General features: G+C 70.4%; 21 protein-coding genes. 13 read left to right on the plus strand and 8 right to left on the minus strand.

The window, feature by feature from the left end; genetic code table 11:
- Window positions 1-8: 8 nt before the first annotated feature.
- Window positions 9-2,339, minus strand: a complete 2,331-nt coding sequence (locus IEY88_RS12835) for a beta-L-arabinofuranosidase domain-containing protein (RefSeq protein WP_189154915.1) — start codon at window positions 2,337-2,339, stop codon at window positions 9-11.
- A gap of 356 nt (window positions 2,340-2,695) precedes the next feature.
- Between IEY88_RS12835 and IEY88_RS12840 the strand changes: the two genes are divergently transcribed.
- Both IEY88_RS12840 and xynA read left to right on the plus strand, forming a co-directional pair.
- Window positions 2,696-3,238, plus strand: a complete 543-nt coding sequence (locus tag IEY88_RS12840) for a hypothetical protein (RefSeq protein WP_189154916.1) — start codon at window positions 2,696-2,698, stop codon at window positions 3,236-3,238.
- A gap of 198 nt (window positions 3,239-3,436) precedes the next feature.
- Window positions 3,437-4,093 (plus strand): endo-1,4-beta-xylanase XynA, encoded by a 657-nt coding sequence (xynA, locus tag IEY88_RS12845; protein ID WP_308425972.1) that lies wholly within the window; start codon window positions 3,437-3,439, stop codon window positions 4,091-4,093.
- On the opposite strand, the gene IEY88_RS12850 is transcribed toward xynA, so the two are convergent.
- Complete coding sequence (locus IEY88_RS12850) at window positions 4,094-7,486, minus strand: CHAT domain-containing protein (protein WP_189154917.1); 3,393 nt, start codon at window positions 7,484-7,486, stop codon at window positions 4,094-4,096.
- A gap of 69 nt (window positions 7,487-7,555) precedes the next feature.
- Between IEY88_RS12850 and IEY88_RS12855 the strand changes: the two genes are divergently transcribed.
- Genes IEY88_RS12855 through IEY88_RS12865 form a run of 3 tightly spaced genes read left to right on the plus strand, consistent with a single transcriptional unit; the run spans window position 7,556 to window position 9,315 of the window.
- Window positions 7,556-7,918, plus strand: coding sequence for a hypothetical protein (locus IEY88_RS12855; RefSeq protein WP_189154918.1), 363 nt, complete (start codon window positions 7,556-7,558; stop codon window positions 7,916-7,918).
- A complete protein-coding gene (locus IEY88_RS12860) occupies window positions 7,915-8,706 on the plus strand; it encodes a hypothetical protein (RefSeq protein ID WP_189154919.1) in 792 nt (263 codons plus the stop codon). The genes IEY88_RS12855 and IEY88_RS12860 overlap by 4 nt, the downstream gene beginning before the upstream one ends.
- Before the next feature lie 12 nt (window positions 8,707-8,718).
- Window positions 8,719-9,315, plus strand: coding sequence for a tetratricopeptide repeat protein (locus IEY88_RS12865; protein ID WP_189154920.1), 597 nt, complete (start codon window positions 8,719-8,721; stop codon window positions 9,313-9,315).
- A 27-nt stretch (window positions 9,316-9,342) separates the two neighbouring features.
- On the opposite strand, the gene IEY88_RS12870 is transcribed toward IEY88_RS12865, so the two are convergent.
- The 3 genes from IEY88_RS12870 to IEY88_RS12880 form a co-directional block, all read right to left on the minus strand.
- Window positions 9,343-10,587, minus strand: coding sequence for an ABC transporter substrate-binding protein (locus IEY88_RS12870; RefSeq protein WP_189155406.1), 1,245 nt, complete (start codon window positions 10,585-10,587; stop codon window positions 9,343-9,345).
- Between the two features lie 344 nt (window positions 10,588-10,931).
- A complete protein-coding gene (locus IEY88_RS12875) occupies window positions 10,932-11,126 on the minus strand; it encodes a ferredoxin (protein WP_189154921.1) in 195 nt (64 codons plus the stop codon).
- Window positions 11,123-12,364, minus strand: coding sequence for a cytochrome P450 (locus tag IEY88_RS12880; RefSeq protein ID WP_189154922.1), 1,242 nt, complete (start codon window positions 12,362-12,364; stop codon window positions 11,123-11,125). Before IEY88_RS12880 ends, IEY88_RS12875 begins: the two co-directional genes overlap by 4 nt.
- Window positions 12,365-12,527: 163 nt before the next feature.
- On the opposite strand from IEY88_RS12880, the gene IEY88_RS12885 reads away from it, so the two are divergent.
- The 3 genes from IEY88_RS12885 to IEY88_RS12895 all read left to right on the plus strand — a co-directional run bounded on the left by IEY88_RS12885 (window position 12,528) and on the right by IEY88_RS12895 (window position 16,420).
- Window positions 12,528-13,127, plus strand: a complete 600-nt coding sequence (locus IEY88_RS12885; protein ID WP_189154923.1) for a TetR/AcrR family transcriptional regulator — start codon at window positions 12,528-12,530, stop codon at window positions 13,125-13,127.
- 66 nt (window positions 13,128-13,193) lie between these two features.
- The gene (locus IEY88_RS12890) at window positions 13,194-15,338 is read left to right on the plus strand and encodes a DEAD/DEAH box helicase (RefSeq protein WP_189154924.1); all 2,145 of its coding nucleotides are present in this window, start codon (window positions 13,194-13,196) and stop codon (window positions 15,336-15,338) included.
- A gap of 272 nt (window positions 15,339-15,610) precedes the next feature.
- Entirely contained in the window at window positions 15,611-16,420 is an 810-nt protein-coding gene (locus IEY88_RS12895; protein WP_189154925.1) for a class I SAM-dependent methyltransferase, read from the plus strand.
- A gap of 30 nt (window positions 16,421-16,450) precedes the next feature.
- On the opposite strand, the gene IEY88_RS12900 is transcribed toward IEY88_RS12895, so the two are convergent.
- Entirely contained in the window at window positions 16,451-17,407 is a 957-nt protein-coding gene (locus IEY88_RS12900) for an alpha/beta fold hydrolase (protein ID WP_189154926.1), read from the minus strand.
- 62 nt (window positions 17,408-17,469) lie between these two features.
- Between IEY88_RS12900 and IEY88_RS12905 the strand changes: the two genes are divergently transcribed.
- Together IEY88_RS12905 and IEY88_RS12910 are read left to right on the plus strand one after the other, a co-directional pair.
- The gene (locus IEY88_RS12905; RefSeq protein ID WP_189154927.1) at window positions 17,470-18,417 is read left to right on the plus strand and encodes a helix-turn-helix transcriptional regulator; all 948 of its coding nucleotides are present in this window, start codon (window positions 17,470-17,472) and stop codon (window positions 18,415-18,417) included.
- 96 nt (window positions 18,418-18,513) lie between these two features.
- On the plus strand, window positions 18,514-18,801 hold the full coding sequence (locus IEY88_RS12910; RefSeq protein ID WP_189154928.1) for a hypothetical protein: 288 nt from the start codon (window positions 18,514-18,516) through the stop codon (window positions 18,799-18,801).
- A gap of 9 nt (window positions 18,802-18,810) precedes the next feature.
- On the opposite strand, the gene IEY88_RS12915 is transcribed toward IEY88_RS12910, so the two are convergent.
- Window positions 18,811-19,629 (minus strand): SDR family oxidoreductase, encoded by an 819-nt coding sequence (locus IEY88_RS12915; protein ID WP_189154929.1) that lies wholly within the window; start codon window positions 19,627-19,629, stop codon window positions 18,811-18,813.
- A gap of 257 nt (window positions 19,630-19,886) precedes the next feature.
- Between IEY88_RS12915 and IEY88_RS12920 the strand changes: the two genes are divergently transcribed.
- The 3 genes from IEY88_RS12920 to IEY88_RS12930 all read left to right on the plus strand — a co-directional run bounded on the left by IEY88_RS12920 (window position 19,887) and on the right by IEY88_RS12930 (window position 21,486).
- A complete protein-coding gene (locus IEY88_RS12920; protein WP_189154930.1) occupies window positions 19,887-20,741 on the plus strand; it encodes a hypothetical protein in 855 nt (284 codons plus the stop codon).
- Window positions 20,731-21,210, plus strand: a complete 480-nt coding sequence (locus IEY88_RS12925) for a hypothetical protein (protein ID WP_189154931.1) — start codon at window positions 20,731-20,733, stop codon at window positions 21,208-21,210. The genes IEY88_RS12920 and IEY88_RS12925 overlap by 11 nt, the downstream gene beginning before the upstream one ends.
- Before the next feature lie 81 nt (window positions 21,211-21,291).
- Window positions 21,292-21,486, plus strand: a complete 195-nt coding sequence (locus IEY88_RS12930) for a hypothetical protein (protein ID WP_189154932.1) — start codon at window positions 21,292-21,294, stop codon at window positions 21,484-21,486.
- Window positions 21,487-21,510: 24 nt separating this feature from the next.
- On the opposite strand, the gene IEY88_RS12935 is transcribed toward IEY88_RS12930, so the two are convergent.
- Entirely contained in the window at window positions 21,511-22,974 is a 1,464-nt protein-coding gene (locus tag IEY88_RS12935; RefSeq protein ID WP_189154933.1) for a glycoside hydrolase, read from the minus strand.
- Between the last annotated feature and the right edge of the window lie 29 nt (window positions 22,975-23,003).

Raw genomic sequence — 23,003 nt, forward strand, 5'->3', positions numbered from 1 at the left:
GCGCGGGCTCAGTTGGCGACCAGTCGCCAGCGGTTGTCCGCCGTGCCGTTGTCCGCGTCCTGCACGACCTGCGCCCCCGCGGTGCCGGAGCCGCCGAGGACGCCGAGCAGCTTGCCGCTGTTGGCGTTGCGGACCTTGTACGTGCCGTCGCCATTGGCGATCAAGGTCCACCGGTGGTCGGCCGTGCCGTTGTCCGACCACTGCAGGACACGCGCGTTGTCCGCGGTGGACATGTTCTCGACGCCGAGGACCTTGCCGCTGTGAACGTTGCGGAGCCGCACGTCGGCACCGTCGGTGATCAGCTGCCAGTTGTGGTCGGCGGTGCCGCTGTCGTGCCACTGCACGGCCAGTCCACCGTCCGATGTGGACATGTCCCTGATGCCGAGCACCATGCCGGTGCCGGCGTTGACGAGCCGGTAGCTCGTGGCGGCACTGCCGGTGTTCCAGTAGACGGTGTAGTTGAAGCCGTGCGCGTCGTGGAACGGCCCGAGGTTCACCTGGGTCCCGTTCGCCCTGGCGGTGAACGCCAGTGACGACGAACTGGTGCGCGTGACGGAACCGGTGTCCAGAGAGGGCAACGCCGACAGGGTGGTGTTGCCGTAGTTGCCCGCCAGCACGGCCGGGCCGTAGGTGAGCGCGACAACGTCGGCGTTGTCGTTGGAGGGCTGGACGATGACGCTCATCGGCAGCCGGAGCGTCACCACGTCGCCGGAGGTCCACGTCCTGCTCAGGGACGCGTAGGTGCCGGGTGTCGTGGCCACGTTCTGCGCGACGCCGTTGACGCTGACGGTGGCGTTCGTGGTCCAGGCCGGGATGCGCAACCGCATGGTCCAGGACCCGCCCGCGTTGCCCGCCACGGTCAGCGTCGTCGTGTCGCTCGCCGGGTAGCTCGTCGTCTGGGTGACCGTGATGCCGCGGGCCGACCACGTCAGCACCGAGGGCGTGTAGAGGTTCACCGTCAAAGTGGTGCCGCTGTGGAAGTAGACGGAGTCGGCGAGCTTGGTGTTGGTCTCGATCCCGGTGCCCTGGCAGCACCAGAACGTGCCGTAGTCGGTGCTCCAGTGGCCGCCGCCCCACGCCGGTCCGGTGTTGCCGCGCCGATGTCCGGGGTTCAGCCCGGTGAAGTAGCAGAAGTGGCCGTGGGGGTCCGCCGGGTTCTGCTGGCCGATCAGGTGGTTGAGCAGGGCGCGCTCGTAGTAGTCGAAGTAGGCGGACCGGCCGGGGTCGGTCAGCCACAGTTCGCGGGTCAGCTTCAGCATGTTGTAGGTGTTGCACGCCTCGCACGTGTCGGTGTTGAGGTACGCGGCGATGGCGTTGGGCGCGCGGAAGTGTTCGGCCTGGCTGTTGCCGCCGATCACGTAGGTGTGCGCGCCGACGGTGATGTTCCAGGCGTTGAGGGCGATGTCGCGGTACCGCGTCGTCCCGGTCGCCTTGTACTCCCTGGCCGCGCCGATCCACTTGGGCACCTGGGTGTTGGCGTGCAGGCCGTTCAGCCGGTCCTGGCCCGCGGCGAGCGGGTCGAACACGGCGGCGTGGTCGAACCGCCGCGCCGCCGTCAGCCAGCGCGCGTCGCCCGTCTGCTGGTACAGGTCGGCGAGCACGGCGTTCATCCCGCCGAACTCGGTGCCCAGGACTCTCTGCATCGTGCTGTAGGACAACCGGGCCGTGCGCCAGTCCACCCACGCGGCGAACCGCAGCAGCACGTCCCGCGCCTGGGTGTTGCCGACGAGGCGCCAGACGTCCAGCAACCCGGCGAGCGTCTTGTGCAACGAGTAGTACGACACGGACTTCGGTGACCCGGCCTCCATCGCGTCGAGGTCCGACTCCGGAAACCCCGACAGGTAACCGGGGTTGAACCCGGCCGCCGCGTTGTTGGCCTGGCACTTCGCCAGTTCGGCCACCATGCGGTTCGCCTTGTCCCGGCACGTGCCGTCGCCCAGCACCGCCCACGCCTGTGCCCAGGCCGTGAGGAAGTGGCCTTGGCTGTGCGTGCGGAACGGGAAGTCCGGTGCCTCCCAGCCGCCCAGCGCGGCGGCGCCGTTGGTGGACAGCCGGTGGTTGGCGCGGAAGCTGTACAGCAGCCGCTCGACGTCGATGAACCGCAGGTAGGACAACGTCCGGTTCTGGTTGTCCAGCCACCGGCCCGCCGTCAGCCGCACCTCGGAGAGGTCGAAGGCGAACGCGGCCGCGCCGATGTCACCGCGGACGGGAGGTATCGCCGCCGCCTTCGCCGGGCCTGCCGCCTGTGCCGGGCCTGCCACCAGTGACGGCAGGGTGGTCGCGACGGCGGCCACGCCGGCGGCGTTGAGGAAGCCGCGTCGGTTCAACGATGGGGACATGGGCACTCCAGTTGCTCGGCGAACGGCACCGGTGACGAACAGCCTGCGAGCGAACTTAGCCACGACGTGACGCCGCGGTCAACGGCCCTTGTTAGCGCTAACGCAAATCGATCGAACATTCGATGATGGTGAACTTGCGACCCAGCAGCGAACTCTGGGCTAGAGGGTCGCGTGGAAGATCCATAGCTGTTAGCGTTCACAAGCGACGCACCCAGGATCTCGCTGCGTCCCTTTGTCGTGCGGCCGACCGGCCGGCAGTGGCCCGCTCGACCGCTCGTCCGACACCGAATGACTGATTGATCGGCGTGAGAGCGCGGCTACGGTAGTAAAACTTTCAACTACCGTGGGAGTGGTTCGTGGCACGCAGGTGCGTCATCGTGCTCGTGGCTCTGTTCATCACCGCGTGCGCCGGTCCGCCCTCTGATCCGCCGCCCGCCGTCCCCTCGTCGGCGTCCCGCGCGGCCGGTGAGCGCTCGGCGATGGCAGGCGCCCTGAAGGTGTCGGCGGTGGTGGACGGCCGCACCGTCCAGTTCTCGAACGGCGCGCGGTTCCGGATCTCGTTGCTCGCGGAGCCGGCCACCTGCTGGGCGGAGGACGCCCGTGCTTTCGCCGAGGCGACGCTGCTGAACACGCCCGTGCGGTTCTCCAGCGTCACACCCGGTGAGATCAACCTGGAACTCCCGGACGGCACGGACTACGCGTTGCTCACGGTCCGCGAGGGCGTGCTGCGCGCCGAGGGTGCCTCGGGTCCTTTCGTCGACGCCGAACTGTCGGCGGCGCTCGCGAAACGAGGGCTGTGGGGAGCCCCCTGCAACGGGGCGGGCGGTCCCGCTGCCGCGGGCGTCGGGGCTGATGACCGAAATTCGTCGCGTCCGGAAACAATGGCGAGGAAAGGCTAAATCTTTAGCCCGGTCCGGAAAAGCGGAGAAGTTTCGAAACTTTCCGGCGGCCTTTCGGGCTTGCTGTGACGCTGCTACGGTCGACAAAGGTCCACTGTCGACCAGAATCGTCGAACAGAATCGACAGTCCACCACTCTCACGGGTCGCACAGTGCTGCCACGCCGCCGCGCCGATCTCGATGACGAGGAGTGCCGCTCATGGTCAGAGTCGCTGTCCGCGGTTTCTGCATCGCGTTGGTCATGGCGTTGACTCCCGGTGTCGCCAGTGCCGACGTGGGTGTCGCCGCCACCTGTTCGAGCCAGACGGGCAACAACGGCGGTTACTACTACTCGTTCTGGACCGATGGTGGTGGCCGGGTCTGCATGGACTTCGGGGGAGGCGGCAACTACAGCACGTCGTGGAGCAACGTCGGCAACTTCGTCGGCGGCAAGGGCTGGAGCAACGGTTCACGGCGCACCGTCAACTACTCCGGCAGCTTCAACCCGTCGGGCAACGCTTATCTGACGCTCTACGGGTGGACGTCGAACCCGCTCGTCGAGTACTACATCGTCGACAACTGGGGAAACTACCGGCCCACCGGTACCTACAAGGGCACGGTCACCACCGACGGCGGTACTTACGACATCTATCAGACAATGCGCTACAACGCGCCGTCCGTCGAAGGCAACAACAAGACCTTCCCGCAGTTCTGGAGCGTCCGGCAGCAGAAGCGGACCGGTGGGTCGATCACCACCGGCAACCACTTCGACGCGTGGAGCCGCGCCGGCATGCGGCTCGGCAACTTCAGCTACTACATGATCATGGCGACCGAGGGGTACCGGAGCAGCGGCAACTCCAACATCACGGTGCGGTGATCACCGTCCCAAGTGGATGAACGGGGCCCACCTGCTCGGGCGGTAGGGGTCCTCGTCGCGCAGCCGCCGCACGACGGTGTGCAGCGCTCGCGCCACCTCGCCCGGATTCTGGGCGAGGTGGTCGTACATCGTGGCGGCGACGCGCACCGCCGTGTCGTCCCCGATCGCCCACAGGGTGCTGACGACCTGCCTGGCACCGGCGACCTGCATCGCGGCGGCGACGTGCGACGCCTCGTCAGGCAGGTCGCCGCCCATGGCCGTGTCACAGGCGGACAGCACGACGAGCTCGGCGTCGAGGTGGAGTCCCGCGATGTCGGCGATGCTCAGGACCGCGTCGGCGAGGTAAAGCCCGTTCTTCCCGCCGTGGCAGGCGAAGTGCGCACTCGAGTGCCGCGGCAGCGACTCCAGCACCTGGGCGCGGGTGGCCGCGGCCCCGGTCAGCTCCACCGCATCCGGGAAACGCGATCGCAGCAGCGCCACCTCGTCGGCCGCCGACGGCAGGGGACCCAGTCCGGGCACGTAGGCCGGGCGGTCGGCGAAGGCGACGACCAGCGGTGGCCGGTGCCCAGTCGCCGCTGCCCGCCGCGCGTGCAGCAGCGCGCGCAACGTCGGCGTCGTCGACGAGACGACGCGGTCGAGGACCGACTGGCCCGGATCGTCGTCCGGGTCGTGGAACCCGGCGGCGTGCAACGGCATCAGCGCGAGAGGACCGGTCGGGCACCACCACACGCGCTCGCCGGAGATCGTGGCGAGCACCGGCTCGGCCACCGCCTCCCACAGCCACTCCAGGGCGGCGAACACGACCTGTTCGCGGGATCCGGCGGAACCGCCGACGCCGACACCCGCCTTCGCCACCGCGTCCAGGTAGCTCTCGGCCATGGCCTCGGCGCGCTCCGGGGTCAGGCCGGGCAGCTCCACCACCCGGACACCGCCGTCGGCCACCACCAGTGCGTCGCACCGCAGCCTGCTCACGTTGACGAGCACCACCGGACCGTCCGCCGCCGCTTCGGCGAGGGCCGCGAACGGCGTCGGCCGGAGGAACCGCTCGAACCCGGGGCGGGCCCGGACGGCCTCGACGAGCGCGTCCCACTCGCGGGCCAGCACCCGCCTGCGTTCGGCCACGTCGGTCGCGCCCCGGCTGTCCGCCCAGCCCAGCGCATCGGTTTCGGCACGCAGTCCCGCCAGGCGGTCCGCGAGGTCGGGGTGGGCCCGCAGATCGGCACGGGCGTCGAGGGTCTGGCCCCAGAAGAGCGTTCGGCCGTGGTCGAGCAGTTCGACGGCCCGCCGGGGATCACCGGCCGCCACGAACGCCGCCGCCGCGTCGCGGGCGACGGCGGGCCAGCGGGTGAGCAGCCGGTCCCGGTCGGTTCTCGCCAGGCCGCGCCACAGGATCTGATGCAGGTGGTCGACCGCGTCGGCGTACACCCGGCTCGCGGCCTCCCATTCACCGTGGCCGGCGTGCAGCCTTGCCAGGGAGACGAACGCGTCCATCCGGTCGAGCGCGCGGCCCGTCGTACCCACGACCTGCTGGGCGAGTGCCTCCGCGGCGTCGGCGGTCCTGCCGAGGTCTTCCAGCACCTGCGCGAGCGCCAGCAACGCCTTCTGGTGGTCCGGGGCCTCCCGCGGTCGTGCGGCGATCACCGCGCGGAACTGCTCGGCGGCCTCGGCCAGGTCGTCGCGGCTGTTCGTGGCACGGCCGCGGTCGCGCAACGCCAGCCCCAGGTTGAGCTGGTCCGAGGGCACCGGTCGCACGGCCAGGGCCGCCCGCAGCGAGTCGATCGCCTCGTCGATGTGCCCGCGTTCCCCGGTGATCCAGAACCGGTAGCGGAGCCGGTTGCCGAGGTTGGCCCGGGCGTGGGCGCGCTCGGCGGGCGACGTGGCCGACCGTTCCGCCCTGCGGCCGACCTCGATCGCCTCGTCGAGGTCCGCGCGGCGCGAGGAGTGCTCGTAGCGGTACACCAGCGCACTGCCCAGGGTGCTGAGGTACCTGCCCTGCTCCGGCTCCAGCTCGACGACCCGGCGGGCGTACCCGATGGCCTCGTCTAGGTCGGCGCCCGAGCGGTCGCGCTGGAACCGGGTGAGCAGCGCCGCGCCGAGGTTCACCAGGTAGTCGAGCTTGCCGTGGCCGAGCGGCACGTCGCCGCCGAGCGAGGGGTGCCCGAGGCTCTCCCGCAACAGCTCGACCGAGTCGTCCAGGTCGGCGTCCTCTCCGCGCTCCTCGAACCGCCGCATCAGAGCCGGGCCGACCGCCCAGCCGGCCATCCAGCGGTCCGGTCCGGCCTCGGCCAGCAGGACCCGTCCTTCGGCGCAGATCCGGTCGAGCAGCTCCACGTCCCCTGTCTGCTCATACTCTCCCAGGAACGTCATCAGCCGGTTCCCGCGCGAGACGAACGACTCGGGGTTGTCCACGTACTCGAGGCCAGGTGGCAGCTGGAGGTCCAGAGGGCCGCGCAGCGCGACGACCTCGTCCAGCGCTTCCTCCGCGGCGGCACGGAGATCGGGGTCGGTGGTGCGTTCGGCCGCCATCCGGAGGTACTGCGCGGCCTCGTCGACGTCGGCGCCGGCCCGCGTCTCCTCGAAGCGGTGGCGGTACCCGATGCCGAGGTTGAACAGCATGCTCGCGAGGACCGGGTGCTCGGGCGGGCACAGGTCGACCACCTGGTGCAGGGTCTCCAGCATCGCGTCGAGGTCCTCGAGGGTGCCGGTGCGCTGGAACCGGTGACCGCGCACCTGGCTGAGGCTCGCGAGGAACGGGAAGTGGTTGCCGTCGCCCGGCGGCAGCAGCCGCAACGCGCGTTCGAGGTCCTCCTGGGCGGCGTCGAGCGGCGAGAGGTCACCGGTGATCTCGGTCCACGTGACGATGGCGTTACCCCGCAGGCCGTACAGCGAGCCGAGACCGTTGAGGTCGGGCGGCAGCGAGTCGAGGCACGCGTCCATCAGCTCGATCGCGTGGGCCACCAGTTGGGCGTCGTGCTTCCCGCTCAGCAGCACCAGCGACTTGGCGGCCTCGGCTGCCTCCGCGACCGGCCGCCAGTCGCCGGTCGCCCGGCCCAGCATCAGGGAGCGGACGGCGAAGTTCTTCAACGCGAACGGTTTCGACGTCTCCGGCGCCACGTCGGCCAGTTCCCAGTAGGCCTCTCTGCAGTCCTTGAGCCACTGCACGTCGTCGTTGCGCATGCCCAGCGCCTCGGCGAGCACGAGCAACGCCGCCGGGCGTTCCGCCGCGCCCGGCAGGCACAGCGAGAGGGCGTGACGGGCCTCGGCGACGGACTCGTCGAGCGCGCCCAGGTCACCGCTCTGCCGGTAGCGCTCCAGCCAGCCGCGGGCGTTGCGCAACGCGAACCCGACGTCCTGGTCGGGTTCGTACCGGTCGCGGGGTCGACGCCCGAACATGCCTGAATCCCCCAACTCCACGCTGTGACGTGGTTTACGCTCACCGTAACGGGAGAGAGGGACGTTTCGTTGGGCAACGAGCAGGACTTCCTCGCGCTCTGGTGCGCACAGCTGCCCGCACTGCGCGAACACGCCCGCGGCAACGGGGTTCTCGCGAGACTCGACCGGGACGTCGACCGCATCCGCGACGGCGCGTCGCCGGAGCGGGCGTTGCTCAAGTGGGTCTCGCCGGAGACGGCCGAGGCGTTGCGCGGCTGGGCGGACCGTCCGGCGTCGGGCATGGCCGGGCTCCCGGGAATGCTGGGGACACCAGGAGTCGGCGCCGGAAACTACACCTGTCCCCGTGACCGGTGCGGCCGCCGCGCGCACCGCGACGAACACGGCCACGTGCCCCGCTGCACCGCGTTCGACGAGACCATGCGCCCTTCATGACCGCCCTGCTGACCGAGGCGAGCAAACGGGTGGGCGCCCACTGGTTCACCGCGGTCCTGCTGCCGGGCCTGGTCCTCGTCGCCTGCGGCGCTACCGCGTTCACGCTCGGGCACGCCCACGCGCTGGACCTGACCCGCCTGACCGGCGAGGTCGGCAAGCTACTCAAAGCGCAGCAGGGTCAGCTGGTCATGACCGGCGCGCTGAGCATCGCCGCGGCGGGTGTGCTCGGGACCGCGGCAGCAGGCATCGGCAAGGCGGTGCAGCGCTGGTGGCTGCGTGAGCGCTTCCTCACCGGCGGCCTGCTCACCCGGTCGCGCTGGTCCCGCCGCACCCGCGCGTTGAAGGCCGCCGAACGCGCCGAGATCGTCCCCATCGCCGCGTACCTGCCGCAGCGCCCGACGTGGATCGGTGATCGCGTTCGGCTGGTCGAGACGCGGGTGCGGGCCGAGTACCACGTGAGCGCGGCGCTGGTGTGGCCCCGCGTGTGGCTCCTGCTCACCGAGGACGCCCGCCGCCCGATCAGCGACGCCCGCGCCCGGTACGCCGACGCCGTGACCCTCACCGGCTGGGGAACCTTCTACCTGCTGGCGGGTGTGCTGTGGTGGCCGGCGCTCGTGATCGGCGGCGCGGTCTGGCTCACCGCGTGGCGCCGGGCGCGCGACACGCTCACCGAGCACGCCGACCTGGTCGAGGCTGCCATCGACGTCCACCTGCACGCCCTGGGCGAGGCGCTCGGCGTCACCGAAGGCAAGGCGATCGACGACCGTTTGAGGAAGTCCGGTCCTTAGGGGGAGACGACCGTGTGGTTCTCACGTCGCAAGGAAACGCCGGTGCCCGCTGAACTGGCCCGCCGCATCAAGAGCGCGCTGGCGTTGTTCGACGCGGGCCAGTACCAGCACGCCGAACCCGAGTGGACGGCGCTCGTGCTCGACTGCAGGGAGCAACTGGGCCCGGACCACCCGGAGACGCTCAGGAACGTCGACCGCCTCGGCTCGGTGTACTTCCGGCTCAAGAAGCTCATGCAGTCGGAGGCGATGCACCGCGCGGCGCACGAGCAGGCGCTCACCACCTTCGGTGCCGACCACCCGGAGACGTTGTCCTTCGCGCACAACAGGGCCTGCGCGATGGTCGTCATGGGGGACCGGTCCGCGATCCCGTTGCTGGAGGACACGCTGGCACGCCAGCGGCGCAAGCTCGGCATGCGCCACGAGGCCACCATCACCACCGCCAAGACCCTGGGCGTCTTCCTCTTCATGAAAGGCGACGCGCAGGGCGCGCTCGACCTGCTCGAGGAAGCCCTCGCCGCGGCCATGCGCGCGTTCGGGAGGGACGACCCGCTGACCGCGGACATCGCCCACCAGCTGGACATCGTGCGGCGCAACTCCTACCGGCGCTGACCGAGGCCGCCAGTCGCGGCACTCGCGTCACTTGGCGGCCTTCTGCGCCTCCTGCACCGCCGTGCGCCAGGCCTCGTCCGGGCGCTTGCCCTGTTCGACCGACTGCAGCGCCGGGCCGAACACGTTCTCCTGGATCTGCCCGTCGGCGGGCCCCTTGTGCTGTGCTGCCTTCACCTTCTGCACCTGCGCGGCGAACAGCGCTCCCGCTTTGACGTTGTCGAAGTAGGTGTTGACGTGCTCCAGCAGCGCCCTGTTCTCCAGCGCGTCGATCTGGCTGGGGAACGTCCCCTTGGACTGGAACGCCCTGATCTGCTGTTCCGGAGCGGTCAGCCAGGCCGCGAGCGCCGCCGCCCGGGGCGCGTCGCGGCTCTGCTTCGGCACGGTCAGGTAGGAGCCGCCCCAGTTGCCGCCGCCGTTGGGGAACGCGTCGGTGACGGCCCACTTGCCGGCGTTCTCCGGCCCCGCCTGGGTCTCGATGACGCCGAGCATCCACGACGGGCACGTCTTGGTGGCGAACCTGCCGAGCTTGAAGCCGGTGTTCCACTCGTTGCTGAAGGCGGCCAGCTTCGCCGACTGCCCCCTCGCCACGGCGTTCGTGACGGCGGCCCAGTCGCTCCTGATGGCGGGGTTGGACTCGACGACGAGCGTGTCCGCCCTGTCGTAGAAGCCGACGTCGTGCTGGTTGTGCATCGCGTTGAAGATCTGCGCCGCGCTGTCGAACCAGGCGACGCCGGAGACCTTGCCGACGAACTTGTCACCCGCCGCGAAGTAGCTGTCCCACGTGGCGAAGAGCTGCCTGACCTCGTCCGGGTCGGAGGGCAGTCCCGCCTCGGCGAAGAGGTCCTTGCGGTAGCACATGGCCAGCGGGCCGATGTCCGTGCCGTAACCGATCAGCCTGCGGTCCTTGGTGGTCGCGGCCTCGGCCTTCCACTTCAGCCAGCGGTCCGGCGTCACGTCCCGCGGGCCGATCTCCGTCAGGTCGTGGAACTGGCCGGACCTGGCCATGACCTGGCTGAGGTAGCCCTCCTCGACCGCCTCGACGTCGGCGAGTCCCGACCCCGCTCCCAGCTTGGTGAAGAGGTTCTGGTGGTGCGGGGCGCCCTGGCCGGTCTTGCGCTGGGTGATCTTGATGTCGGGGTGGGCGGCCTCGTACTCCTTGAACAGCTCCTCGTAGCCGAACTCGTTGAACGTGGCGACGGTCAGCTCGATCCGGCCGTCGGAGGTCCGGCTCCCGGCTCCGCCCGCGCCGCAGGACGTGACGGCGACGGACATGACGGCGCAGATCGCCACGGTTCTCCAGCGGCTCGGGCGCACGGCGAAACTCCTCTGACGGCGGCGTCGGATGCTGGGAGCGCTCCCAGATTGAGGGAGTCTGATATCGCCGGGCAGAGGTGTCAAGCGGTTCGCGCTTATCGGCGAGTCTTCAGCTGTGCTCGCATCAAAAGCTTGCGCGGGAGGGGAAACGACTTGTTTGGATGCGTTCTGCGTACAGGCCGGACCTGTTTGGTGGTCGACCGACTGGTGCCAGTGCGGTGGCAAGAATCCTGGGAACGCTCCCAGGATTCTTGGTGGTGGTCACGCCGCCGCCGACGTGACCACCCGTTCGACCCTGCGGGCTAGCGCTCCACGACGATCGCGAGCGCCGGGCACAGCAGGGCGGCGTGCTCGGTGGCCGCCTCCAGTTCGGCGGGCGGGTCCTCCACCAGCAGGACCACCATGCCGTCCTCGTCGCGCTGGTCGAAGACGTCTGGTGCCGCGAGCACGCACTGTCCCGCGCCGACGCACGCGTCCACGTCTACACGGACCTTCATCGGTTGTCCTCCTCGTCCCAGGTGACCGGCAGTGCGCGCACGCCGTAGACCAGTGCGTCGTTCTTGAACTCGACGTCCTCGAACGGCACGGCGAGCCGCAGCGTCGGGATGCGCTGGTGCAGGCGGACGAACACCTCCTGCAGTTCGACCCGGGCCAGCTGCTGACCGAGGCACTGGTGGATGCCGTAGCCGAACGCCAGGTGCGCGGTCGCCCCGCGCCGGAGGTCGATGCGGTCCGGGTCGGGGAACACCGACTCGTCGCGGTTGCCCGCCGACAACGCGGCCACCAACCACTCGCCCGCCTTGATCGTCTCGTCGCCGACCGTCACGTCGCCGGTGGCCTGGCGCAGCACGCCGAACTGCACGATCGACAGGTAGCGGAGCATCTCGTCGACGGCGGTGCCCGCGAGCCCGGGGTCGGCCCGCAGCGCGGCCAGCTGATCGGGCTGGCGCAGCAGGGCGAGCGTGCTGAGGCCGATCATGTTGGCCGTGGTCTCGTGCCCGGCGATGAGCAGCGTGATGCCGAGGGTGACCAGTTCCTCGACGGACAGCTCCTGGCCGTTCTCCCCGGCGCGGACGATCAGCCTGCCCAGCAGGTCGTCGCCCGGTGCCGCCAGCTTGGTCAGCACGAGCTGCGTCATGAACCCGACGACCTCAAGGTTCGCCTGTTCCAGCGCGGCGGGGTCGCTGTTCGTGCCGATGAGCACCGCGGTCTGCTCCTGGAACCGGTCGCGGTCGCCATAGTCGACCCCGAGCAGTTCGCAGATCACCAGTGACGGGATCGGCAGCGCGAAGTGCTCGACCAGGTCGACCGGCCCGCCGTGCTCGAGCAGCGCGTCGAGGTGGTCGTCGACCAGGCCCTGGACGTAGGGGCGCAGGGCCTGGATCCGCTTGACGGTGAACTCCGGCGTCAGCAGGCGGCGCAGCCGGGCGTGGCCGGCGCCGTCCATGTTGAGCAGGCTGCCGGGTGCGACCGGCCGGTCGAGCAGGCCGCCCGGCACGACGTGCGTGGACGGGGCCGCGTGCGAGCTGAGGTTGGGATCGGCCAGCGCCGCACGCACGTCGGCGTACCGGCTGACGACGCGGGCGTTGACGCCGACCGGACACGCCAGCGACGGGGTGCCCTCCTGTTCGCGCAGGTCCGCGTACTCGGCGGGCGGATCGAACGGGCACTCGGGGTCGCGTGCGGTGGGGAAGGAGGCCAGGTCGGACCGCAGGTCGGTGGCGGTCTCAGTCATGGCGCGGCCCACCTTCGAAGGAAAATATGGCAGTCGCTGTCATATGGCTGAGGCTGCCAGATCGCATTGAATGCCGCAACTGGCGGGAGCGTCATGTGGCAGTGGCTGCCATGTGGCAGTGCTACCGTGCGGTCCGCGAACGACAGGGCCAGGAGGTGCGCGGATGGGTTTGCGTGAGGTGAAAATGGAGCGCACCCGGCGGTTCATCGCCGACACGGCGTTCGACCTGTTCGTCGCGCAGGGGTACGACGACACGACGATCGAGCAGATCGCCGCCGCGGCCGAGGTCGGGACCCGGACCGTGTACCGCTACTACTCGACCAAGGAAGCGCTGGTCGTCAGCTTCGTCGAGAACGGCCTCACCGCGGCGATGGACGCCTTCCTGGCCCAGCCCGACGCACTGCCGCTGGCCGAGGCGCTGCACGCGGTCGTCGACAGCGTCGAGCACACGATCGGCACGAACTCGGCGCGCCTGCTCGCCCTGTACGAGATCTTCGACAAGACCACGGGGTTGCGGGCCGGTCTCGCCGACCTGTGCTGGAGCTGGCGTCAGCGGCTGGCCCAGGAGATCCTCCGGCGCGAGGACGGGGCCGTGGACCCGCTCTTCGCCGCGCTGACCGCCGCGAGCACGATGAACGTGATCGAGGTGATCGTGCAGACGTGGACCGTGAACGGCGGTCGCGTGCAGATCGCCGACATCGGCCGCGAGACGCTGGAGCTGTTGCACACCAAAGCGATTCCCGTCCCGACTCCTGCCGGGTGATCCGGACTCCGCGACATCGGCCAGGACCGCCTCTGTAGTCTCGCACCGCCTGACGGAAGGACACGGGTGGACGAGTCGTCGAAGGTCGGTAGGCACGCTCGCGCGGTGCTGGCCGCGGCGGAGGCGTTTCGCGCCGAGGCCGCGGGAGTCCGCGCCGAACCGGATCGGCTGCGCGCGCTCGCCGTCGCGCGGTACCAGGCGGTGCTGGACTCGCTGGTGGCGGACCGGCTGCGCGCCATGCCGGTGGACAAACTCCGCGACACCAAGGCGAACCTGCGGCTGAGCACGCTGAAGGACGCCGGGTACCGGACCGTCGCGGACGTCGTCCACGCGCGCCCGGAACAGCTCGACGGCGTGCCCGGGATCGGCCGGCAGTCCGCCGAGCAGATCGTGCGGATCGCCCGTGCCGTGGCCGAGGCTGTCGCGCGCGAGACGACCGTCCGGCTGGACCCCGACCGCGCCGGCCGCGACCAGACCGACCTGCTGCAGCTGATGTCCAAGCTGCGCAGGGCGATTCAGCTCGTCGGCCCGCTGCGCGAGCCGCTCGCGGACGTGCTGGACAGGGTCGACGCCGACGTGCGTGCCGCGTCCCGCACCTGGAGCCGGGTGCGGATGTTCTTCTCGTTGCGGAAGAACCGGCAGGCCGCCCTCGACTCGCTCGGCCGGCTCGAGGCGCTGCTGGGCAGCCGCGACGCGGCGGCGTTGCGTGCGGTGGACACGCAGCTGCGCGTGCCGGACCTGGACCACCGCGCGCTGTGGCGCGACTACGAGCTCGACGCGGCCGCCTACAACACGCTCCTCGCCGACCTGGCCGGCGCGGAGGCGGTACCGGATCGCAGCGCCGCCAAGGGTTTCGTCCCCGCCGAGATCGAGCACGAGGTCGACGCGACCGCGCTGGACACCAGCCTGCTGAAGGTGTCGCTGCGTGGCTACCAGGTGTTCGGGGCGAAGTTCGCGCTGGCCCGCAAACGCGTGATCATCGGCGACGAGATGGGCCTGGGCAAGACGATCGAGGCCATCGCCGTGATGGCCAGCCTCGCCGCTGAAGGGCGGCGCGGGTTCCTGGTCGTGTGCCCGGCGAGCGTCGTCGTCAACTGGGTCAACGAGATCGCCCGGCACAGCGACCTGGTGCCGCACCGCATGCACGGCGCGGGCCGTGACGGCGCGGTCGGCGAGTGGCTGGCGCAGGGCGGTGTCGGCGTGACGACGTTCGGCACGTTGCCGAAACTGGTGCTGCCCAAGAAGTTCCGCCCGGCGCTGGTCGTGGTCGACGAGGCGCACTACGTGAAGAACCCGGACACGCAACGCTCCCAGGCGGTCGACGAGATCGTCCAACGCGCGGAGCGGGCGGTGCTGCTTACCGGCACGCCGATGGAGAACCGCGTCGAGGAGTTCCGCAACCTCGTCGGCTACCTCCAGCCGGGCGTCGCGGCTCGCACGGGCTCGATCGACGCCGTGGTGGGGGCGAAGGCCTTCCGTCGCGTCGTCGCGCCGGTGTACCTGCGGCGCAACCAGGAGGACGTGCTGGGGGAGCTGCCGGAGCTGCTCGAGGTGGAGGACTGGGTCGAGTTCGGTGACCAGGACCGGGGCGCGTACCTCGACGCGGTGCGCGAGGGGAACCTGATGGCCATGCGCCGCGCCGCCTACGCGCCGGCCACGCCCAGCGGCTCGGCGAAGCTGGAGCGGCTGCTGGAGATCATCGAGGAGTCGAGGGAGAACGGCTGGAAGGTCGTGGTGTTCTCGTACTTCCACGACGTGCTGGACGCGGTCGCGGAGCACGTGGAAGTGTTCGGTCCGCTGACCGGCGCGACGTCGGCGCAGGGCCGTCAAAACCTGGTGGACGAGTTCACGGCGTGCGAGGACCACGCGGTGCTGGTGGCCCAGATCGAGGCGGGCGGCGTGGGCCTCAACATCCAGGCCGCGTCCGTGGTGATCATCGCCGAGCCGCAGTGGAAACCGAGCACGGAGGACCAGGCGATCGCCCGGTGCCACCGGATGGGCCAGGTCCGCAAGGTCCACGTGCACCGGTTGCTGGTCAAGGACAGCGTGGACGCGCGCGTGCAGGAGGTCCGGGACCACAAGACCCTGCTGTTCGACCACTACGCGCGCGAGAGCGACACGAAGCACTCGCACGCGAGCGCACTGGACTCAGCTGTGTCGGTGGAGCAGCGCGTGGTGCGGGCCGAACAGCAGCGTCTCGGTCTCAGCTGATGCCCACGCGGTGCTGCCGGGGCTGATCGACACGCCGATGGTGGCTGTTCAGCATGGATTCTCGTCTCCACGATGATTTCAGTGTCGACCGAAACAAGGCGCCGCCGGGTTTTCGGTCGTACAGGCGGGCGTCTTCATGAGCAAGGATGACCCAGAGGCATGGATCGCCAGGCCGGTCGCTGGTGGCTGGGTCGGCTGCCCCTGGGTCGGCTGGGTCGGCTTGACGTCGTCGGCCGCCGGGTCCGTCCACACGGGAGCGAACAGGGGAGCTCATGGCTGACGATCGGCAGACCGAGATCCGCGGTGCCTTCGACGCCGCGGCGGCGGACTTCACCGCGCTGCGACGTCACCTGTGGGAGCCGATCGCCGCGGCGGCACTCGCGGTGGCCGACCCGAGGCCCGGCGAACGCGTCCTCGACGCCTGTTGCGGCACCGGTGCCTCGGCGATCCCGTCCGCGAGGCTGGTCGGGGCGGACGGGCAGGTCGACGCGGTCGACGTCTCCGGTCCGATGGTCGACGAGCTGCGCCGGCTCTCGGCAGACCTGCCCCAGCTGCGGGCGCACCAGGCGGACGTGACGACGTGGCCAGATGAGGGGTACGACTTGGTGCAGTCGGCCCTCGGCATCTTCTTCTTCCCCGACATGACGGCCGGGACCGACCACCTGATCAGCCGGGCGCGGCCTGGCGGGCGGGTGGTGTTCACGATCTGGCGCGGTGAGTCGATGGCCGCGGCCGGTCGTCATCTCGGCCTCGCGATCGCCGAGGTCACGAACACCCCGGTGCCGGCGCCCCGGCCGCCTCACCTGATCGACCGGGTCAATCAGGCGGACCCGTACGCGGTGTGGCTGACCGAGCGCGGTCTCGCTGACGTCGAGGTGACCGTGCACGAGAGGGCGCTGACGATGACGCCGGAGGTGGCGTGGCTGGTCATCGTCGGCTCCGGCTTCCGGGGAGCGCTCGCGAAGGTGCCCGCGGAGCTGGTGGACACCGTGCGGGAGACCTATCTGGCGTCGTTGCGGGACGGGGGCGTGACGGAGCTCGACGCCACCACGCTGATCGGCGCCGGGCGCCGCCTCACGTGACGTGCGCCTCGCGGGCTGGAGGCGAGTTGCTCACGACCTCCGGGCCCGTCCGAGCCATTCGAGGATCGCCTGGTTCAGTTCGTCCGGCTTCTCCTGCTGGATCCAGTGGCCGGCATCCAGGCTGGTCACCTCGACGCCGGGCACGAACTCGGCCAGGTTCGCGGACCTCGCGATCACGTCCCGGTCGCCGTAGACCATGAGCGCGGGCTGGTGGACGACGGGATCCACGTCCGCCAGCAGGTGCCAGTTGCGGTCGAGGTTCCGGTACCAGTTCAGGCTTCCCGTGAACCCCGACGTTTCGAACGCGGACACGAAAACGGCCAGTTCGTCTTCGCTCATCACCGGATCGCCCAGTGGCGTTTCCGCGTGGGCGAGTTCGATGAACGCCATGCCCGGCTGCGGCTCACGAGGAGGTTCGTTCTTCCGGAACAGGTTGCGCAGGAACCGGGAGGTGTTCGCGTCGAACACCGCGTCCGCCACGCCGGGCTGCCGGTTGAAGTGGACGAGGTGGGAGTCGCCGCCGAGCAGGTCCTCCAGGAACTCGACCCAGGGCTTCTCGCCGCGTTCGAGGTAGGGCAGGCTCAGGTTGATCACCCTGTTGACGCGGTCCGGGTGCAGCAGGGCCAGTCCCCAGACGACGTTCGCGCCCCAGTCGTGGCCGATGAAGGTGGCGTCCTCGTAGCCGTGGTGGTCGAGAAGGGCGACGAGATCACCCGTCAGGTGCGCGATGTCGTAGTCCGTGACCGCGGCCGGGCGCGACGAGTTCCCGTAACCGCGCTGGTTCGGGACGATGACGTGGTACCCCGCCGCGGCGAGAGCGGACATCTGGAGGCGCCAGGAGAACGCGTGCTCCGGCCAGCCGTGGCAGAGCACGACGGCTCCGCCCGCGTTCTCCCGGCCTGCTTCGAACACTTCGAGCTCCACGCCGTTGACTCGGACGAGTGTGGGCTCGGGGAAGTCGGCCGGGAGAATCTTCAGTGAGGTCATGACGCCATCCTGCGACCGAAACCGGTCAACCCATGACCGGTTTCCGTGACAGCCTTACCGGCGTGGGAACCGACCGGCTGGTGGCCGTCCTCCTGATGCTGCAACGGCGCGAACAGGTGACCGCGGCGGAGGTCGCCAAGGAGTTGGAGGTCTCCGAGCGCACCGCCCGCCGGGACCTCGACGCCCTGGCGATGGCCGGGGTGCCCGTCTACTCGACGCAGGGCCGGGGCGGCGGCTGGCGTCTCGTGGGCGGCGCCCGCACCGACCTGTCCGGTTTGACCGCGGGCGAGGCCCGCGCCCTGTTCCTGGTCGCCGGCCAGGCCTCGGCCGCGACGCCCGCCGTGAAAGCTGCGCTGCGCAAGCTCGTCCAGGCCCTGCCGGAACCCTTCCGCGTGCAGGCCGAGGCTGCGGCGTCGTCGTTGGTCGTCGACCCGCAACGCTGGGGGACGAGCAGGGTCGAGCGCCGGTCACCCCGCTTCCTCGACGAACTGCAGGACGCGGTGATCCGCGGCGTCCAGGTGCGGTTCGGTTACGTCGACGGCAAAGGCGCCGAGACCGTGCGAACCGTCCACCCGCTGGGCGTCGTCGCGAAGGGCCCGTGGTGGTACCTCGTCGCCACCACCGACGCCGGCCGGCGGACCTTCCGCATCGACCGCGTGTCGTTCGCCGACCCGACCGGCGAGCCCGTGCGCCGGCCAGAGGACTTCGACCTCGCCGAGAGCTGGCGCGAGATCGCGGACGAGGTCGACCGCAGGCGAACGCCCCTCGAGGTCCAGGCGGTGTGCGTGCCCCACGCGATGAGCCGTCTGCGCATGGTGATCGGCGACCGACTTCAGGTGGGAGCGTCCACACCGGACGGTCGTGTCGAGGTCGTGATCCGGGGGTACAACGAGTACGCGCTCGCGGGCGAGTTGGCCGGGCTGGTGGAGTGGCTGGAGGTGACTGGTCCGCCGGGGGTGCGGGACCAGTTGGCCTCGATCGGCGGTGCGCTCGTCGAGCGGTACGGCTGAGAGCGCGACGGTATTGGCGTTGACGCCGTGGACGCCGTGTGAATAGCGTCGTCCCAACAACTTCCTCACCGGCGGCGCCACGTCACGGCGTTCTGGATGATCGACAACCCCGGGGTGCGCGGCCCCCGCCACGCCGATCTGCGTCACCTGCTCAACGAGTGGGACCCGATCGGCGTCGCCGACGTCGTCGACGACGAGTACGACTGCCTGCTCGCCCCGCTCTGGGAGCGGCTCACCCGCGGTGCCACTCGCGCATCGCTGTCGGAGTACCTGTGGACCGAGGTCGAGGACCACTTCGGGCTCGACCCGGAACGGTGCGGCAGCGACGCCTTCGCCGAACGGTTGCTCGCGCTGGCAGCCACCTGGGCAAGTCCGGACTCATGAGCACGACGATCAGTCCCGCCGCTCGCGCGCCAGCAGCTTGCGCTGGGTCCGGCGGCCCTGCGCCACCATGAACGGGAGCGCGCGCAGCCCGAAGCGCGGGAACGTGTCGGCGAGCCGGGCCAGTGCCCCGCGCCACCTCGGGACGATGGTGACCGGTCTGGGCCTGTCGAGCACGGCGGCGACGGCGGCGGCGATGTCGGCGGGCTGCAGCAGCGTGCCGGAGAACGACAGCGCGGCAGCCGGGTCGTCGAGCTTGTCGTGGAGCATCGGCGTCCAGATGCCGTCCGGGCAGACGCACGAGATGTCGATGTCCCGGATGCCCGCCTGGCGGAGGTCGGCGAGGGTGCTGAGGCTGAAGCCGAGGGCCGCGTGCTTGGAGGCGGCGTACACCGCTTCGCCCACGACGGCCGTGATGCCCGCGAGGGACACGACGTTCACGACGTGACCGCCGCCGTGACCGCGCATGGCCTCGATCGCGGCGACGGTCCCGTTGATGGTGCCGAGGGTGTTGACCTCGATCATCAGTCTGCGGGTGGCGGCGTCCTGCTCCCACGCGGGCCCGGTCACCAGCACCCCGGCGTTGTTGACCCAGACGTCGAGCCTGCCCGCGCGGGCGACGATGTCGTCGCGTGCCGCTGCCACCGCCGCGTCGTCGCGCACGTCCAGCACGCGTGCGATCGCGCCGATCTCGGTGGCCGTCGCGGTGGCGGTGGCCTCGTCGACGTCGGTGACCAGCACCGTGTGGCCGCGTTCGACCAGCATCCGCGCGACCAGTTTGCCCACGCCGCGCCCGGCCCCGGTCACGACCGCGCCCGCTTTCGCCGTCATCGGAGCAGTATCGCGCCCGCCGCCGACGGCAGAACAGCGTGCAGCGGCAATCACAGCAGCGCCTCCGTCAAGATGACGACGAAATTTGATTGAACCATTTACATTCTTGACGAACACATTTGTTGCTGACAACACTGGCCTGGTGGCGGCGCGCAGTCGCTCTGCCAGGTGAAAAGCCGAAGCTGTGACCTTCTGGGGGTCGACGCGGGCCTGCCTGGTCCATACCATTTCCGACCTTCGTCGAGGCAGGATCGCCGTTGCACACTTCAGCCACACCGCTCACGCGTCCTGGGATCGTCCGCCGCCTGTGGTGGCGTTCCGGTCAGGGTCCGAGGCTCGCCGTCGCGGGCCTGAGCGTCATCACCACGGTCGCCGCCACGGGAGCGGTCACGTTCGGCGGTGACGCGTTCCCGGTCGCGCGGGGGAGCTCCGGGCTCGAACAATCCGCACGGGGAGGCGACTCCGTCGAGGCGACCGTCCGCGAGGTGTCCGAAGTGGACTCCTTCGAGGGAGTGGAACCGGACACCGGTCTTCCCTTCCGCGCCCGTGTCGCGGGGGTGCGCCGGGACACGGACTGCTGGCTCGCCGAGTCCCGCGCCGCCGCCCGGGAGTTGTTGCTGGGCAAGGAGGTGCGGCTCCTCGTGCGGAGGGACGGCACCTCCGGAGGGGACCAGGTCGTGGTGGACGTGGTGCTGCCGGACGGACGGGACTACGCGCGGACGGTCGTGCGGGACGGCGCGGCGCCGGCGGACCCGTCCAGCCGCGAGGAGCTCGCGCCGGTCGAGGCCGCCGCGCGTCAGGACCGTCGCGGCCGGTGGGCGGCCGGGTGCGAGGTCGTCGAGACGCCGGTGTCCAGCGCGCCGTCCTCGACCGCGCCGAGCACGTCCACCACGACGACCACGGTTCCGGTCACGACGACCGAGGCCAGCCCTCAGCCGTCGTCGTCACCGCCCTCACCGACGTCGTCCTCGCAGGCCGACGGCCCGCGGCCAGCCGCCCTGGCGGGCACGCGGTGCGACCGGGAGGGAGAGCGCGGCACGACCATCGCCGGCCGGGAGCTGGTCTGCACCCGCAACGACAAGGGCGAGCTGAGGTGGCGGCGTGCGAAGTGAGAGCCCCGCGGCGCCCCGCCTCGCGGACGGCGGGGTGCCTCGCGGCCTGACCAAGGCCGGTTGGGTGCGCACCACGGGCTGGCTCCAGGTCGGGGACCGGCCGGTGAGCTCCGTGTACGTCGCCGCGACCGTCGGGCTCCTGTGGGCACCGATCGTGGCGGTCGCGGTGGTGCCCGCGTTTCCCGTGGCGGCCGGGATCCTGGTGGTCACGGCGCCGGTGGTGTCCGGCGCGGTGTGGTGGGTCGTCACCGCCTGGCTGAGGCCGTCCTCCTCCGCGCGCAACATCGGGCAGAAGTCCGCGGACGACCTCGCGCCGGGAGACGTTGTCCGGCTGCACGGGTCGATCGGGCCGGTCGGCCAGGTGGCCGAGGTGACGCGAGACGAGGACGTTCAGGTGGTCTTTCACGGCGGAGGACACCTCTCGTGGGCCTCCTGCCACGTCGTGCACATGGCGGAACTGCTCAGCTGAAGTCCAGTGGAGCAGGCTCTACCTCCAGAACGGGCGCAGGTGGTATCGGAAACGACGTGTCGTCGCGGCTAGCTTCGAACCATGACGAACGAAACGAACTCCGCCCAGTCCCAGTCATCTCGCCGCGCGGCCCTCTGGTCGGCTCTGGTCGTCAGCGCGGTGGCCAACGCCAGCACCTCGGTGGCCGGTCTGAGCCCTTTCATCAGCATCGCCTTCGGTGCGCTCACCTTCCTGTTCGCAGTGGCCCTGTTCGTGGGCCGGCGCCAGAAGAATTGAGGCCAGGCGAGGGCTTCACCGCGGTCAGGCAGACACGCCGTCGAGGTGGAAGGTCTGCACCTGGCCCGCGGCGAACGGGACCCGGAGCAGGTTCCCGGTGAGCCGGACGTCGGTGCGCTGGACGTAGCGGTCGCTGCCGCTGGTCGTCGACGTGGACCAGCGGGTGATCAGGCCGGTCGGCAGGGTGCCGAACCGGGAGAGGTCGTAGGTGATCGTCTGCGCCGACGTGGCGGTGTTGACCCCCACGACGACGAGCCGGCGCGACGACGGGTCGTACGCGGCGGCGGTGTTCCCGGCGGAGGCCGAGACGATGCGCATGCCCGGCCGGATGTGCCGGGTGAACTGCGCGAGCACGTACAGCTTGTTCTGCACGGAGCCGGCCCGCAGCGTGTCCGGGTTGTAGTCGATCAACGCCCAGGCCGGCGTCGGATCCATCACCTGCCAGTAGCACCACGCCGTCGGGTGCAGCCAGCGCCAGTCCAGGCACAGGTTGCTCGCCAGGGAGAGCCCCGTGCCGTCCTTGTCGCCGTACTCGGAGTTCCACAGGACCTTGCCCGCCGACCGGGCGTCGCCGTGCACGAGGTCACGCCGTCCGCCCGAACCCTGGTAGCCGTGGACGTTGATCTGGTTCACGACGGACTTCGTGGTGGCGTCGAAAGAGGTCCACGTGCTGTGCGCCGCGTCGTAGCTGGTCTCGTCCGACGCGGCGATGCGCATGCCGGACAGGCCCCGGTTGTTCATCTCCTGGCGCAAGTACTGCAGGACGGGGCGCTGGGTGGCCGGGTCGAAGTGGCAGCCCTCCTGCCTCCCCGTCGCGGACCAGTAGTTCGACGCCGGCTCGTTGAACGGGGAGATCGTGCGGAACGTGACACCCCAGTGGTCGCGGAAGTGCCTGGCCACCTCCGCCAGTTGCACGCCGTGGTTGCGCTGGTTCCACGACTGCAGGTTGTCGTTCGCGGCGTTGGCGGCACCGGAGGGGTTGTGGTTGAGGCACATCCACCACGCCGGGGAGTTGGAGAACAGCTCCGTCATCGCACCGCGCGCCGCGGCCTTGACCACCGCCGCACGCTGCTTGGCGTCGGCGGCCCAGTTCCACGCCGGCGAGGCGGGATCGGTGTCGCGCCAGTCCTGCCAGTAGGTCTCGATCTGCTTGAAGCGCGGGATGTTCGGCGAGGTGACCATGGTCTCGCCGTTGACGGAGTTCCAGCTGCACGCGCCGAGGTTGTACCGCGCGATGTTCATCCCCAGGCCGGGCAGCGACTGTCCGTTGTAGACGACGTTCTTGGTGGTGAACCACAGGTCCGCGAAGTCGTCGCGGTCGCCGAACACGTTGGCCCACCAGGCGAGCGAGGTTCCCCAGCCTTCCCAGGTGCCGTGGTCGGTGCCGGGGTCGACGGTGACGGTCTCGTCCGCCTGAGCGCTTGCCGCGCCCATCGCGGTGGCGACGGCGGCGGCCGCTCCGGCCAGCATCGTCCTGCGGGTGACCATGAGGACCTCCAGACTCGGTTGTGCGGTAC

The sequence above is a fragment of the Lentzea pudingi genome (genome assembly GCF_014646255.1).
GTDB classification, from domain to species: Bacteria; Actinomycetota; Actinomycetes; order Mycobacteriales; family Pseudonocardiaceae; genus Lentzea; species Lentzea pudingi.

Bases quoted from the DNA above. Each gene is read 5' to 3' on its own strand.
- IEY88_RS12835 (WP_189154915.1), bottom strand. From the start codon at position 2,339: ATGTCCCCATCGTTGAACCGACGCGGCTTCCTCAACGCCGCCGGCGTG.
- IEY88_RS12880 (WP_189154922.1), bottom strand. From the start codon at position 12,364: ATGACTGAGACCGCCACCGACCTGCGGTCCGACCTGGCCTCCTTCCCC.
- IEY88_RS12900 (WP_189154926.1), bottom strand. From the start codon at position 17,407: ATGACCTCACTGAAGATTCTCCCGGCCGACTTCCCCGAGCCCACACTC.
- IEY88_RS12895 (WP_189154925.1), top strand. From the start codon at position 15,611: ATGGCTGACGATCGGCAGACCGAGATCCGCGGTGCCTTCGACGCCGCG.
- IEY88_RS12875 (WP_189154921.1), bottom strand. From the start codon at position 11,126: ATGAAGGTCCGTGTAGACGTGGACGCGTGCGTCGGCGCGGGACAGTGC.
- IEY88_RS12870 (WP_189155406.1), bottom strand. From the start codon at position 10,587: ATGTCCGTCGCCGTCACGTCCTGCGGCGCGGGCGGAGCCGGGAGCCGG.
- IEY88_RS12885 (WP_189154923.1), top strand. From the start codon at position 12,528: ATGGGTTTGCGTGAGGTGAAAATGGAGCGCACCCGGCGGTTCATCGCC.
- xynA (WP_308425972.1), top strand. From the start codon at position 3,437: ATGGTCAGAGTCGCTGTCCGCGGTTTCTGCATCGCGTTGGTCATGGCG.
- IEY88_RS12935 (WP_189154933.1), bottom strand. From the start codon at position 22,974: ATGGTCACCCGCAGGACGATGCTGGCCGGAGCGGCCGCCGCCGTCGCC.
- IEY88_RS12910 (WP_189154928.1), top strand. From the start codon at position 18,514: ATGATCGACAACCCCGGGGTGCGCGGCCCCCGCCACGCCGATCTGCGT.
- IEY88_RS12930 (WP_189154932.1), top strand. From the start codon at position 21,292: ATGACGAACGAAACGAACTCCGCCCAGTCCCAGTCATCTCGCCGCGCG.
- IEY88_RS12915 (WP_189154929.1), bottom strand. From the start codon at position 19,629: ATGACGGCGAAAGCGGGCGCGGTCGTGACCGGGGCCGGGCGCGGCGTG.
- IEY88_RS12860 (WP_189154919.1), top strand. From the start codon at position 7,915: ATGACCGCCCTGCTGACCGAGGCGAGCAAACGGGTGGGCGCCCACTGG.
- IEY88_RS12850 (WP_189154917.1), bottom strand. From the start codon at position 7,486: ATGTTCGGGCGTCGACCCCGCGACCGGTACGAACCCGACCAGGACGTC.